Below are 12,781 nucleotides of genomic sequence, written 5' to 3'. Positions count from 1 at the left end.
CAGCTCCATGACCGGGACCGTGATCACCGTTGCTCCGACCGGCCGGGATTCTTCCCTCGACGACCTGGTGAGCACCGCTCGGGAGTGCGAGGCGCTCGGCGCGGCCGTCATTCGCGTGCATGATCCCGAGGCCGTGCCGGCCCTTCGCGCGGCGACCGGTCTGATCGTGCAGCTCGCCTCCGGCTCCCTCGAGGTCCAGCCCGACATGGCGGTCTGTCCGGTGGGTGGCAGCCTGGGGAAACCCGGCATCGTGCCGGAATACGAGATCACCGACCCGGCCCAGATCGTCGAGCTGGGCCGGCTGGTGGACCAGGCCGTTCACGTCGGCCTGGTGCTGGGCGCGCCGGGCGGCATGCCGGCCACGGCCGCCGCGCTCGTCGAGTGCGAGCAGGCTGTCCGCCGGCTGCCCGAGGGCACGACGTTCTCGGCCACCGGGCTCGGCGCGGGCACCCTGCCGGTCATCCTGGCCACGCTGAGCCTGGGCGGGCACCTGCGGGTGGGCCGGGAAGACACGATCATGTACGGTCCGGGTCGCCCGGTCGAGTCGAACATGCAGCTGGTGGCCCGGGCGGTCGGGTTCGCGCAACTGGCCCAGCGCCCGCCGTTGTCCCCGAACGAGGCCCGTGAGTTGCTAGGAGTTCCGGCTAAATGATCATCGCCGAAGTCGTCCGCTCGGGTTTCGTCGAGAGCGTTCACCACGGATCGGTCTTCAGCCCGGGCGGCAGCCGGGGCGACGTGACGACGCCGATCTTCCCGCGCTCGTCGAACAAGCCGTTGCAGACGGTCGGGATGCTGCGGGCCGGCCTGATCCCGCGCGACGAGGCCGATCTGGCCCTGATCAGCGGCAGCCACTTCGGCGAGCCGTTCCACGTGCGCCGCACGCGCGAGATCCTGGCCGCGGCCGGCTTGGACGAGGGTGCCCTGCGCTGCCCCACCTCCCTGCCGCTGGCCGAGCCGGTCCGCGACGAGTGGCTGCGCGCCGGCGGCACCGCCGAGCGGGTGCTGATGAACTGCTCGGGCAAGCACGCCGGCATGCTCGCGACCTGCGTGGCCAACGACTGGCCGCTCGAGACCTACCGCGACGCCGGCCACCCGTTGCAGGTGGCGATCGCCGACGCCGTGGCCGACCTGGCCGGCGAGAAGATCACCGCGGTCGGTGTCGACGGCTGTGGCGCGCCGGTGCTGGCCCTGTCGCTGACTGGGCTCGCCCGCGCGTTCGAGCGTCTGGTCGAGGCCGAGCCGGGCAGTCCCGAGCGCCGGGTGGCCGACCAGATGCGGGCCCACCCCGAGCTGGTGGCGGGCACCGGGGCCGACGACACCGTGCTGATGGCGGCGGTGCCGGGCCTGCTGGCCAAGGGCGGCGCCGAGGGCGTGGTGGCGGTGGCCGTGCCCGGAATCGGTGCCGTGACCATCAAGATCGACGACGGCGGGATGCGCGCACGTACCCCCGTTCTGCTCGATGAGCTGCGTAAACTGGGCGTCGACGTGCCGCTTATGAACGAGTTGGTGCTGGGCGGGGGAGAGCCGGTGGGTCAGGTAAGACCCCTACGGTGACTCGTTTCACGCTTGCTGGAGTTAGCGTTTTGCTTGCAAGAGCTAGCACTCGGAGCTAACTTCGGATGCATGGCCACACCGAAGGATCTGCCTGAGGACATCGGCGGTTTCATCCGCGATCTCCGGCAGACGGCGAAGATCTCGCTGCGTCAGCTCGCCGACAAGGCGGGCGTGAGCAACCCGTATCTCAGCCAGATCGAGCGTGGCCTGCGTAAGCCCAGTGCCGAGGTATTGCAGCAGATTGCCAGCGCGCTGCGGGTGTCGACGCCCGCGATGTACCTGCGCGCCGGCCTGCTCGACAGCGAGGGTCAGCAAGGTGTGCTGGCCGCGATCGCGGCGGATCCGGACCTCACGATCGCTCAGAAGCAGTCCCTGACCCAGATCTACGAGACGTTCCGCAACGAGAACGCTCGCACCCAGCCCACCTCTGAAGCTACCGAGGAGCAGAAATGACCGAGCAGACCAAGACCCGCTTCCCCGCCCCGCTCTACGCCGCCGCCGGCGCCGGTGACATGGCCGTCGAGCAGCTGCGCAAGCTGCCCGCCGTGCTCACCGAGATCAGCGAGCGCGCCGCCGCCAACTTCCGCACCTACAACGAGCAGGCCGGCACCAAGGCCGCCGAGCTGCGGGACAAGGCCTCCACGACCGACTTCGAGGCCCTGCGCGGCAACGCCGCCAGCGTCGCCACCTCGTTCGCCCAGATCGCTCAGGACCGCGCCGTCGCGGCCTACACGGCTCTGGTCGCCCGGGGCGAGCGCGTCGTCGGCACCGGTGTCGTCGAGGCCGCCGACGTGGTGAACGCCGACCTGGCCACCACCGAGGAGCCGGCCGCGATCGAGGCCGCCGAGAAGGCCCAGCCCACCCCGAAGCCCCGCAAGCGCGCCGCCACCAAGTGACGACCCGGCAACACATGATCAGCGGGGCCCGGCATCGGCTGGGCCCCGCGGCATAGACTCTCCGTCATGGCCTCCTCCGCGCCGATCTTCTATCAAGACGTCGTTTCTCTTCTCAACCTGCTCCTGCTTGTTCTTTCGCTGGTCGTCCAGGCGATCGCGCTGATCCACTGCCTGACCCAGCGGGGCGACGGATTCCAGGCCATCGGCACGCTGCCCAAGGGGGCGTGGGCGGCCATTCTCGCCATCTGCATCGTGCTCACGCTGCTGATCAGCGGTCCGGTCGGCATCTTCAGCCTGATCGGCATCGCGGCCGCCCTGATCTATCTGCTCGACGTCCGGCCCGGCCTCAAAGACCTGTCGGACGGCAAAGGCTTCTGGTGAGGCGGTTCGGCCCGCCACCGCCCGACGGCGGGCCCCGTCTGCATCGTCCCGACCCGACCGGCCCCCGCTCGGGCCGGCCCACCCTTCCCGGGGCGCCGACCGAGATCAAGACCACCCCTTCCGGTGTACGGATCGAAGAGCTCACCACCGGCGTCGGTGACCCGGTGACCGTCTTCGCGCACGGGCTGGGCGGCGACATCTCCGGTACCCGCCCGCTGGGCAGTGCGGTCACCGGCCGACGGGTCTTCTTCCACTTCCGGGGTCACGGCCGCTCCGACGCCCCGGTCGGGCCGTGGAGCTTCGGCGACCTGGCCGCCGACCTGCGCGGCATAGCCGACCTGTCCGGCGCCACCCGGGCGCTCGGGGTCAGCATGGGCGCGGGCGCGCTGTGCCGGCTGATCAGCGAGACGCCCGACCGGTTCGAGCGGGTCGTCTTCTATCTGCCCGCGCCGTGGGACGGCACCCGGCCGGTGGTCGCCGAGACCCGCGTCGAGCGGTTGCTGGCCGCGGTCGAGTCGGGGGAGGCGGCGTCGATCGCCGCGGCCGTGGAGACGGAGCTGCCGGCCTCGGTGCGCAACACGCCGACCGGGTGGAGCTACCTGCGCCAGCGGGTCGAGCAACTGCAGCGTGACGGTCTCGCGCCCGAACTGACGACGCTCTGGCACGAGCCCGCGGTGGCCGACGAGTCGCTGCTGCGGGCCTTCCGCGGGCGGGCGCTGGTGCTGGGCTGCCTGGGCGACGAGGTGCACCCGGCCTCGTGGGCCGAGCGCCTGGCCACCCTGCTGCCCGGCGCCGACCTGCACGTCTACGACCGGCCCGCCGTGCTGTGGAACAACCGGCGCGAGCTGCGCGAGCGGATCTCGACCTTCCTCAACTCCTCGTTGAATGACTGAGGCCTCCCCGGGTTTCCCCGGAGAGGCCTCGATGTCGTACGGCTCAAGTCAGCTGGCGAGCCAGACCGGAACGTAGTACTCGGGGTTGCTGTAGTTGGCCACCTTGTCCAGCGCGACCGGCCAGATCTCGAGGTGCCAGCCCTTCGCCAGCCCGGTCACCGGGCGCGACGCCCAGGTGCCGTTGGAGGCGACCGAGGGGGTGTCTTCGATGCCCGAGGGCATCGAAGACAGCGGCTGACCGGTGTACTTGATCCACGACTTCGCGTCGAAGTTGTACATGTAGGTGCCGCTGGCGTTGTTCCACTTCAGCACGATCAGGCTGACGTAGTCCATGCCGGACTGCGAGTCGCTCGCGGTGCCCCGGATCGTCGACCACAGGCTCGCCTTGTTCGGCGGCGACGGGTACTTGATCGCCACCTTGGGCGCGGTCTTGTCGTAGAGCACGTTGAGCGTCGACGCGTTGCGCGCGGTCGCCTTGCCGTGCTCGTTGCTGAACTGCACCTTCGGCGTGAAGGTGCCCTGGTCGAAGTAGTGCGGGACGGTGGTCGCCGTCGCGTCCTGCTTGAGCAGGGTGTATTCGCCGTCGCCCCACTCGGTCCAGGCCTCGTCGGCCGTCGCCGGCATGCCGGACGGCGCGAAGACGCCCTCGACCAGGTAGTCGTAGGTGGAGCCGCCGGACGTGTAGGTGTTCGTGTAGATCGTGCTCTTCTGCCAGCCCAGGCTGCCCGACGGGGTGGTCACCGAGACGGCGGCGGACGCCAGCGTGCCGGTGCCCGCGACGGTGCCGTCGTTCAGCGCCACGCTCACCGTGAAGGTGCCGTTGGCGGCGTAAGTGTGCGTCCAGCTCGTGGAGCCGGCCTCGGCCGTCTGCGCGGCGGTGCCGTCGCCCCAGGTGATGACGCGGCTGATCTCTTCGACCGGGATGTCGTCGTCGGCCAGCGCGGTCTGCGTCAGGGTGACGGTCTGGCCGGCCCAGACCGCGGTGCCGTTCAGCGCGAAGGTGCCGGTCGGCGCCTCGCCGGCGGCCAGGGCGGGCGCGCCCACGCCGACCACGCCGGCCGTGAGGGCCGCGGTGAAAAGCGCAGGTAGGGCGCGACGGTAAACGATTTTCATCTGTCCCCCGTTGATGTGCCTCCCCGACCCGACAGTGAGGGAGCCTCGGGACAGTACCGGTGACCCGCCTCATCGATCAAGCCCGTTCTACCAGTTGGGCCGTAACCTTCTTCACCTGTGACCGCGTTGTCTACATCGTGCGGCTTTCCCCTAAATCAGTCTTTGTCGGACTAGTGGCGATTGGCCTGCCGGTCGCCGTCACGATCGGCTGGAGCCTCGCCACGCCGGCCAAGCGCCCCGCTGCAGTGGGCGCTCCCAACGGCTGGGGTGGCCTGGGCGCCGCCCCGGCCACGGCCCGGACCGGCCCGGTGCCGGTCCGGTATTCGGCGCAGCCCTACCGCCCGTCCCCGGTGGTGTCCACAAGCGTCCCCCCAGCGCCGGCCACATCCCCGGTGCCCGCCTCGTCGTCGTCCCCCACGGCAGGCGTCACGACACCGACGGTCTCGCCGTCCCCCACCCCGTCAGCGACGACGACCGACACGTTGCCGCCGCTGACCCTGCCCCCGGTGCCGACCCCTACCGACCCGGGTCCCGGCCCCGACCCCGATCCGACCGATTCCGAGGTGCCGCCCTCCGTTCCCCCGAGCGAGCCCGCGCCGTCCTTTCCGTGAGGTGGTAGCCGAAAGGCCCGCCACCTTCCCCGTCCACCCACCCGGGGGCAGCCGTTTTGAAGGTAGGGGCTGTCAAGTCGAGGTGACCGGTTATCCACAGGCCGGGCACCTTCGGGTGGAGTTTGTGGACAACGACGCCGAAGGTGCTGGCGAGGACACGGCGGCGGGCTGACCGGGGTGTTGGGCGCCTCCGGCCGTCCGACACCCCGAGCACCTGGGAGCGCCTCGATGAACGGCCTGCCGCACGACTGATCGTCGCTCTCCAGCCCCGGTCGGTGTCGGCCAGAGTCGTGGCCCTCAGGGGTGAGTGGCGGGGGCGCGGCTGCTCTACGCTGCTGGGCGTGAACGCGGATCACGGCAAACCGCTCGGTGCTGTCAAGCAGTTCTTCTTCGGTGCGGGGCTGCTCGGGCGGGGGCTCGGCATCATCCTGCGCAGTCCCAAGCTGCTCGGCCTCGGGCTGGTGCCGGCGCTGATCTCGGGCGTCATCTATGCCACGGCACTGTTCTTCCTGCTCGACTATCTGCCCGAGTTGTCCCGCTCGGTCACCTGGTTCGCCGACGGGTGGTCGGAGTGGGCTCGTGACCTCGTCCAGGTGCTGGGTGGCCTGGCTCTGGTCGGCGTGGCCGCGCTGCTCGGCGTGCTCACCTTCACCGCGGTCACGCTGCTCATCGGGGATCCGTTCTACGAGCGGATCTCGGAGCTGGTCGAGGATCGGTTCGGCGGTGTGCCGGACGCTGTCGAGGTGGGCTTCTGGCCGTCGCTGCGGCGCAGCCTGGTCGACTCGCTGCGCCTGATCGGGCTGACCATCCTGGTCGGCATTCCGCTGTTCCTGCTCGGGTTCCTGCCGGTGGTCGGGCAGACGGTGATCCCGGTGCTGGGTGGCGCGGTCGGTGGCTGGTTCCTGGCCGTCGAGCTCACCGGGGTGCCGTTCCAGCGGCGGGGGCAACGGCTCAAGCAGCGGCGGGCCGCGCTGCGGGCGAACCGGCCGCTGGCCCTCGGCTTCGGCGTGGCCGTGTTCTGCTGCTTCCTGATTCCGCTGGGCGCGATCCTGCTCATGCCGGCCGCCATCGCCGGCGCGACCCTGCTGGCCCGTCAGTCGCTCGGCCACTCCATCGAGGCGATAAAGGTCTAAGCCGATTCCCGTACGACCAGCTCGGTCGGCAGCACCACGGCGTCCGGCAGCCCGGCCTCGCCGTTGATCAGGCCCAGCAACTGGCGGGCCATCGTCCGGCCCATGTCGGCGATCGGCTGGCGGACCGTGGTCAGCGGCGGATCGCTGTAGCGACTGATCTCGAAGTCGTCGAAGCCGATCACCGCCACGTCGGCCGGCACGCGGCGACCCGCTTCCTTCAGGGCGAGCAGCGCGCCGTGGGCCATCATGTCGGAGGCGGCGAACACGGCATCCAGCGCCGGGTCGTCGGCCAGCAGCGTGCGCATCGCGGCCAGGCCCGACTCGCGGGTGAAGTCGCCGAACGCCACGTGCTGGGCCAGGCCGGCCTCGTCGAGCGTGGCGCGATAGCCGGCCAGCCGGTCGATGCCGGCCACCATGTCCTGCGGGCCGGCGATGGTGGCGATCCGGCGGCGGCCCCCGGCGACCAGGTGGCGTACGCCGGCCGCGACTCCGCCGAAGTGGTCCACGTCCACATAGGGGACTTCGGTGGTCCCGATGGGGCGGCCGCTGCAGATCACCGGAATGCCCATGCGGACCAGCGTGCCGGGCAGCGGGTCGGCGCCGTGCATGGATGCGAACATCACGCCGTCGACGTGACCGGCCACCGCGTACCGCTCGACCCGGTCGTGGCTGCGGACCGAGCCGGCCATCATCAGCACGAGCTGCTTGTCGGCCAGTTCGAGTTCGACGCCGGCCCCGCGGATGATCGCCGGGAAGAAGAGGTCGTCGGAGAAGACCCGGTTGGCCGTCTCGGGCAGGATCAGTGCGATCGACTCGGTGCGCTGGGTGACCAGGCTCCGGGCGGCCTGATTGGGCACGTAGCCCAGCTCGTCGACGGCGCGGGTGACCGCCTCACGGATGGAGGCGGCCACCGAGGTCGAACCGTTGACGACGCGGGAGACGGTCGCCCGGGACACCCCGGCGCGGCGCGCCACTGCTTCCAGGGTCGGCCGCTCCCGCGTCACCACAAAATCTCACCCCTCGTCGGATCCCGGCGCGGCGATGCCGTTGCGCCGGATCACCTCCCGGTACCACTTCGCGCTGTCCTTCAGCGTCCGCGCCTGCGTCGCGTAGTCGACGTGCACGACCCCGAACCGCTTGCGATACCCCTCGGCCCACTCGAAATTGTCCATCAGCGACCAGACGAAGTAACCACGCAGATCGACTCCGGCCGCCAGGGCATCATGGCAGGCCCGCAGGTGGCCGTCGAGGTAGTCGACGCGGCGGGCGTCGTGCACCTCGCCGTCGGCCGACGGGACCTCGGGATACGCGGCGCCGTTTTCGGTGATCATCAGCGGGATGCCCGGGTAGTCGTCGTTGATCCGGGTCAGCAGGCCGGTCAGCGCGGACGGCTCGATGCGCCAGTTCATGTCGGTGACCGGGCCGTCGGGGGCGTGGAACGCGATGCCCTCGCTGCCGGGCTGGTCGAGCGACGACGGGGTGCCGGGCTTCGCCGAGACGTACGCGGGCTGGTAGAAGTTGATCCCCAGCACGTCGATCGGGGCGTTGATCGTGGCCAGGTCGCCGTCCGCGATGTACGACAGGTCGGTGAACCGGGACATGTGCTCGAGCATGTCGGCCGGGTAGTGCCCCTTGACCAGCGGGTCGAGGAACATCCGGTTGGACAGCCCGTCGATGATCCGGACCGCGTCGAGGTCGGCGGCGCTGGTCGGGTCGACCGGCAGCGCGACGTTCGGGTTGAGCGTGATGCTGATGCTCTGGGCGCCGGCCGAGCGCAGCGCCCGGGCCGCCATGCCGTGGCCGAGCAGCAGGTGGTGCACCGCGGCGAAGACGGCCGCCGGGTCCTGCTTGCCGGGCGCGTGCACGCCACTGCCGTAGCCGAGGTAGGCCGAGCACCAAGGCTCGTTCAGCGTGGTCCAGGTCTTGACCCGGTCGCCGAGGCGGGCGTGGACGATCTGCGAGTATTCGGCGAAGGCCTCGGCGGTCAGCCGGTTGGCCCAGCCGCCCAGGTCTTCCAGGGTCTGCGGCAGGTCCCAGTGATAGAGCGTGACGACCGGGTCGATGCCCTTGCCGAGCAGCTCGTCGGTCAGCCGGTCGTAGAAGTCGAGACCCTTGACGTTGACCGGGCCGGTGCCGTCGGGCTGGATGCGGGGCCAGGCGATCGAGAACCGGTACGACGCCAGTCCCAGGTCCGCCATCAGCGCCACGTCGTCGACGTAGCGGTGGTAGTGGTCGCAGGCGATGTCGCCGGTGTGGCCGTTGTAGACCCGTCCCGGCGTACGGCTGAAGGTGTCCCAGATCGACGGGCCGCGACCGTCTTCCCGTGCCGCGCCCTCGATCTGGTACGACGCGGTGGCCGCGCCCCAGATGAAGTCGTCGGGGAAGGTGATCGCGGCGAGGGCCGGCTGCGCCGACGTTGACGTAACGGTGGCCGTCATACGTTCCCCTTAGTCGCTCACGAAGCGAGAAGCTCGAACTTAACCGGTTAATCATAGGGGCCGAAACATTCGGCGGAATACCGGTAAGTCGAATGTAAGCCAGTCTTCAGTCAGGCAAGGGGCGGTTGGCCGGCGTGGTTGGACGGGGTCCCGGCCTGAGCGCAGGACGGTAATCAGCCAGTGCGCAGGGCGCTGACCAGGCGTGGGTCGCCGGTCACGACCAGGCGATCCGGACGAACCCGGCCCATCAGCATCAGCAGCAGATCGCTCGCCGTGCCGGTCGCCTGAGCGCGGGCGTGGTGATCGTCGGTGTCGAGGATCGTGAGCGTGTCGAGCAGCGCCACCCCGGCCCCACGCAGTCGCACGAACCACTCGTAACCGGCGTCGTTGGCCACCAGGTGGACCACGCCGTGCAGGTCGGTCGGACCCTGCCGGCGCCCGGCGGGCAGCCAGGTGTCGAGCACCTCGCTCACCCCGTCGGCGGCCAGCTTGGTCTCTATCGGGGTCGGGCGCTCGGCCGCGGACTCGGCGTCCCACCGGTGCACCGAGATCTCGTGGGCCATCCGGCGCTGCCAGAACGCGGCCTTCTTGGCCTGGGGCGCCCAGTTCCACGCCGGGAAGTCGGCGTCGAGCGCCTCGAGCGTCTCGATCGTGCCGGTGAGCTCGCGGCGCAGGCCGTCGAGCGCCGCGTCCCACTCGGGGCGGGCCGGCACCTCGGGCTGGCCGGGACGCTCGGTGACCCCGCGGGGCGCGATCTCACGCACCCAGTGCAGCTCGGAGGTGAGGTGCTCGACCAGGTCGGCGACCGTCCAGCCGGGACAGCCGGGCACGACAGCCTCGGGACCGGACTGGGCCACGGCGTCCTGCAACGCGGGACTGTCGGCGCGCAGAGCGGCCATCCAGAAGTCCTTCGTCGCGTGCAGCCTGTTCATCGCGATGCTCTCCGCTTCCACCGAGCCGCTGAGGACGAGCCGCCAGGCAGGCGGACCGCCGCTGTGGACGACCCGCCGGGAAGCGGACCGCCGCTGTGGACGACCCGCCGGGAAGCGGACCGCCGATGAGATGCCCCGAACCCGTTGAGCCTAGGGTGGTTGGCGTGTCAGACGTTACCGTCGCTCCGCAAACCGACCTGTCGGCGTACACGACGCTACGCCTTGGCGGCCCGGCCGGCATCTTGACGGTCGCCACCGAAACGGACCAAGTGGTGGCTACCGTGCGTAATGCCACCGAGGATGGCCGTCCGATCCTCCTTCTGGCCGGCGGAAGCAATGTCGTGATCGGTGACGGCGGCTTCGACGGCACCGTGGTGCTGCTCCGGACGCGGGGCGTGCGCGTGGTCGAGGAGCACGAGGAATCGGTCGTCCTCCGGGTCGCGGCGGGGGAACCGTGGGACGACTTCGTGGCGTACGCGGTGGAGCACGGCTACTCCGGTGTCGAGTGCCTGAGTGGCATCCCGGGTTCGGCCGGCGCGACACCGATCCAGAACGTGGGGGCGTACGGGCAGGAGGTTGCCCACACGATCGTCGCGGTGCACGCGTACGACCGGGAAACCGCCTCGATTCGCGTCATGCCCCCGGCCGAGTGCGCCTTCGCCTACCGCGCCAGCGTCTTCAAGCACAACGACCGCTACGTGGTGCTCGAGGTCGACTTCCGGCTGGCCCGCTCGGCCGAGTCGGCGCCCATCCGCTACGCCGAACTGGCCCGTAACCTGGGCGTCGAGGCGGGTGACCGGGTGCCGCTGCAGCATGCCCGCGACACCGTCCGCAAGCTGCGCGAGGGCAAGGGCATGGTGCTCGACGCGGACGACTACGACACCTGGTCGGTGGGCTCGTTCTTCACCAACCCGGTGGTCAGCGCCGCCCGCTGGGCCGAGCTCGGGCTGGACGCGCCGCACTGGCCGGGCGACGACGGCACGGTGAAGATCCCGGCGGCCTGGCTGATCGAGCACGCCGGGTTCGGCAAGGGCTTCGCCGGTGACGGGGTGGCCATCTCGAGCAAGCACACCCTGGCGCTGACCAACCGCGGCTCGGGCACGACCGGGGCCCTGCTCGACCTGGCTCGCACCGTGCGGGACGGGGTACGCGAGCGCTTCGGGGTCGAGTTGCACCCGGAGCCCGTACTGGTGAACTGTGCGCTCTGAAAGGCGTCACTCCCAGCCGAAGACCTGCGTGTAGTAGGGCGTCCCGTTGGCCGCGTAGACCACGCCGGAGCCGATCGACTTGGCGCCGCAGTTGAGGATGTTGGCCCGGTGGTGCGGGCTGGCCATCCAGGCGTCCATCACCTCGGTCGCGGTGCGGTAGCCCCAGGCGATGTTCTCGCCCGACGGCTGCGCGTACCCGGCCAGGTGCGAGCGCCGGACGAAGGTGGTGCCGTCGCGCCACACGTGGCTGAAGAGGCCGGTGCGGGCCATGTAGACGCTCTGCCGGACCGACGCGACCACCAGTTCCTGGTCGACGGCCAGCAGGCGCTTGCAGCCGTTGGCCGCGCGTTGCTGGTTGGTCATGGTGATGACCTGCGACATCAGAACCTTCGGGGCGACCACCGCCGGGGCTGCCGGTGGGGCCGGGACTTCGGCCTGCGCCGGTGAGGCCACCATGAGGGCGATCACCGGGGCGGCCACGAGCAGCAGAAGGCGTCGCAACACGGCTTGGCTCCAATCCCAGCAGCAGTCAGGCGTCTGGGAATATCGGATCCGTTTTCTAGCCGTACGTCCCATCTTTGACGGAAACCGGATACTCGGTCGGACACCGTGTCACTCTGAGGGGATTGGCGGAATCGGGACGTCGGGGACCTCGCGGTTATCCGCCCGGACCCGGCCCCGGAGGGCAGATAGCCCGCTAATCTGTCACTGTCCGTAAATAGTCCGTGACATCACGCTATCGTGGCTTTGCGGATGATTCCGCCGCCGACACCGACCCCTCACCTTTCCGAGAGCGCGGTCGTGTCCGGACCCGAGCGTGTACGAGGGGTGGGGCAGGGTGAGCACAGAATGAGTCGCCTACTCGTCGTCGAGGACGATCCGGACATCGCACTGGCGCTCCGGCTGTTGTTCAGCCGTGCGGGGTACGAGGTCGCGCACGCCGGCGACGGTCGTACCGGCCTCAAGGAGGCGTACGCCGAGCACCCCGACCTGGTCGTGCTCGATGTCGGCCTGCCCGAGATGGACGGCTGGCAGGTGCTGGAGCGTCTGCGCGACGTCTCCGACGTGCCGGTGCTGGTGCTGACCGCGCACGGCCAGGAGGCCGAGAAGGTGCGCGGGCTGCGCGGTGGTGCCGACGACTACCTGACCAAGCCGTTCGCCAACAACGAACTGCTGGCCCGGGTCGAGGCGCTGCTCCGGCGCTCGTCCACCGGCCAGAACAGCTGGGCCAGTCAGGTCTACGACGACGGGCTCGTGCACCTCGACCCGACCAAGCGCCGGGTCTATGTCAAGGGTGACGAGAAGCGTCTCACCCCGACCGAGTTCCGGCTGCTCAACGCTCTGGTGCGGCACGCCGGGGCGGTGCTCAGTCCCAACCAGCTGCTCACTCAGGCCTGGGACGACCCGACCGGCATCGGCCAGGAACGGGTCAAGTTCGCCGTGCTGCGACTTCGCCGCAAGCTCGGCTGGTCCGATCCCGACGACTCGCCGATCGAGTCCGTCCGGGGCTTCGGTTACCGCTACCGCCGGCCCGGCGGAGAGGCCTGAGTCCTTCGGTGTTCTCAGGTGAGGCACGTACGGGTCGATGAGGGCCTTGGAACGCCGAGCAGGAGGTAGCAAGC

General features: G+C 70.2%; 14 protein-coding genes and 1 pseudogene. 10 read left to right on the top strand and 5 right to left on the bottom strand.

Features of this window, described 5'->3' with window-relative positions:
- Window positions 1-7: 7 nt before the first annotated feature.
- The 6 genes and pseudogenes from KOI35_RS06440 to KOI35_RS06415 all read left to right on the top strand — a co-directional run bounded on the left by KOI35_RS06440 (window position 8) and on the right by KOI35_RS06415 (window position 3,724).
- Complete coding sequence (locus tag KOI35_RS06440) at window positions 8-652, top strand: beta-keto acid cleavage family enzyme (protein ID WP_215785114.1); 645 nt, start codon at window positions 8-10, stop codon at window positions 650-652.
- Window positions 649-1,554: an asparaginase gene (locus KOI35_RS06435; protein ID WP_215785113.1), complete on the top strand. Its 906-nt coding sequence runs from the start codon at window positions 649-651 to the stop codon at window positions 1,552-1,554. Before KOI35_RS06440 ends, KOI35_RS06435 begins: the two co-directional genes overlap by 4 nt.
- Window positions 1,555-1,623: 69 nt before the next feature.
- Window positions 1,624-1,972, top strand: a pseudogene (locus KOI35_RS06430) (helix-turn-helix domain-containing protein); the annotation flags it as partial.
- Window positions 1,973-2,003: 31 nt separating this feature from the next.
- Window positions 2,004-2,450 carry a hypothetical protein gene (locus KOI35_RS06425; RefSeq protein WP_215785111.1) on the top strand — a complete coding sequence of 149 codons (447 nt, stop codon included), beginning with the start codon at window positions 2,004-2,006 and terminating at the stop codon, window positions 2,448-2,450.
- Window positions 2,451-2,516: 66 nt separating this feature from the next.
- On the top strand, window positions 2,517-2,831 hold the full coding sequence (locus tag KOI35_RS06420) for a DUF2516 family protein (RefSeq protein ID WP_215785110.1): 315 nt from the start codon (window positions 2,517-2,519) through the stop codon (window positions 2,829-2,831).
- Entirely contained in the window at window positions 2,828-3,724 is an 897-nt protein-coding gene (locus tag KOI35_RS06415; protein ID WP_215785109.1) for an alpha/beta fold hydrolase, read from the top strand. Before KOI35_RS06420 ends, KOI35_RS06415 begins: the two co-directional genes overlap by 4 nt.
- A 48-nt stretch (window positions 3,725-3,772) precedes the next feature.
- Here the strand turns inward: KOI35_RS06415 and KOI35_RS06410 are convergent, their stop codons facing one another.
- Window positions 3,773-4,837 (bottom strand): PKD domain-containing protein, encoded by a 1,065-nt coding sequence (locus KOI35_RS06410; protein WP_215785108.1) that lies wholly within the window; start codon window positions 4,835-4,837, stop codon window positions 3,773-3,775.
- A 173-nt stretch (window positions 4,838-5,010) separates the two neighbouring features.
- On the opposite strand from KOI35_RS06410, the gene KOI35_RS06405 reads away from it, so the two are divergent.
- Window positions 5,011-5,448, top strand: coding sequence for a hypothetical protein (locus tag KOI35_RS06405; protein ID WP_215785107.1), 438 nt, complete (start codon window positions 5,011-5,013; stop codon window positions 5,446-5,448).
- A 341-nt stretch (window positions 5,449-5,789) separates the two neighbouring features.
- Window positions 5,790-6,581 carry an EI24 domain-containing protein gene (locus KOI35_RS06400; protein ID WP_308120816.1) on the top strand — a complete coding sequence of 264 codons (792 nt, stop codon included), beginning with the start codon at window positions 5,790-5,792 and terminating at the stop codon, window positions 6,579-6,581.
- Here KOI35_RS06400 and KOI35_RS06395 read toward each other — a convergent pair.
- The 3 genes from KOI35_RS06395 to KOI35_RS06385 form a co-directional block, all read right to left on the bottom strand.
- On the bottom strand, window positions 6,578-7,588 hold the full coding sequence (locus KOI35_RS06395; RefSeq protein ID WP_215785106.1) for a LacI family DNA-binding transcriptional regulator: 1,011 nt from the start codon (window positions 7,586-7,588) through the stop codon (window positions 6,578-6,580). The two genes, KOI35_RS06400 and KOI35_RS06395, sit on opposite strands and share 4 nt — an antisense overlap.
- Before the next feature lie 6 nt (window positions 7,589-7,594).
- Complete coding sequence (locus KOI35_RS06390; protein ID WP_215785105.1) at window positions 7,595-9,019, bottom strand: GH1 family beta-glucosidase; 1,425 nt, start codon at window positions 9,017-9,019, stop codon at window positions 7,595-7,597.
- A 173-nt stretch (window positions 9,020-9,192) separates the two neighbouring features.
- Complete coding sequence (locus tag KOI35_RS06385; protein ID WP_215785104.1) at window positions 9,193-9,951, bottom strand: maleylpyruvate isomerase family mycothiol-dependent enzyme; 759 nt, start codon at window positions 9,949-9,951, stop codon at window positions 9,193-9,195.
- A 125-nt stretch (window positions 9,952-10,076) separates the two neighbouring features.
- Here KOI35_RS06385 and KOI35_RS06380 point away from each other — a divergent pair, with 125 nt between their 5' ends.
- Window positions 10,077-11,159 carry a UDP-N-acetylmuramate dehydrogenase gene (locus tag KOI35_RS06380; RefSeq protein ID WP_215785103.1) on the top strand — a complete coding sequence of 361 codons (1,083 nt, stop codon included), beginning with the start codon at window positions 10,077-10,079 and terminating at the stop codon, window positions 11,157-11,159.
- 6 nt (window positions 11,160-11,165) lie between these two features.
- Here the strand turns inward: KOI35_RS06380 and KOI35_RS06375 are convergent, their stop codons facing one another.
- The gene (locus tag KOI35_RS06375; protein WP_308120815.1) at window positions 11,166-11,663 is read right to left on the bottom strand and encodes a CAP domain-containing protein; all 498 of its coding nucleotides are present in this window, start codon (window positions 11,661-11,663) and stop codon (window positions 11,166-11,168) included.
- Between the two features lie 345 nt (window positions 11,664-12,008).
- Here KOI35_RS06375 and KOI35_RS06370 point away from each other — a divergent pair, with 345 nt between their 5' ends.
- Window positions 12,009-12,707, top strand: a complete 699-nt coding sequence (locus KOI35_RS06370) for a response regulator transcription factor (RefSeq protein ID WP_203377309.1) — start codon at window positions 12,009-12,011, stop codon at window positions 12,705-12,707.
- Window positions 12,708-12,781 lie beyond the last annotated feature (74 nt).

The sequence above is a fragment of the Paractinoplanes bogorensis genome, assembly GCF_018829635.1.
GTDB lineage: Bacteria > Actinomycetota > Actinomycetes > Mycobacteriales > Micromonosporaceae > Actinoplanes > Actinoplanes bogorensis.
The sequence above is the reverse complement of the archived record's forward strand: the minus strand, read 5'-3'. Positions and strand labels throughout refer to the sequence as shown.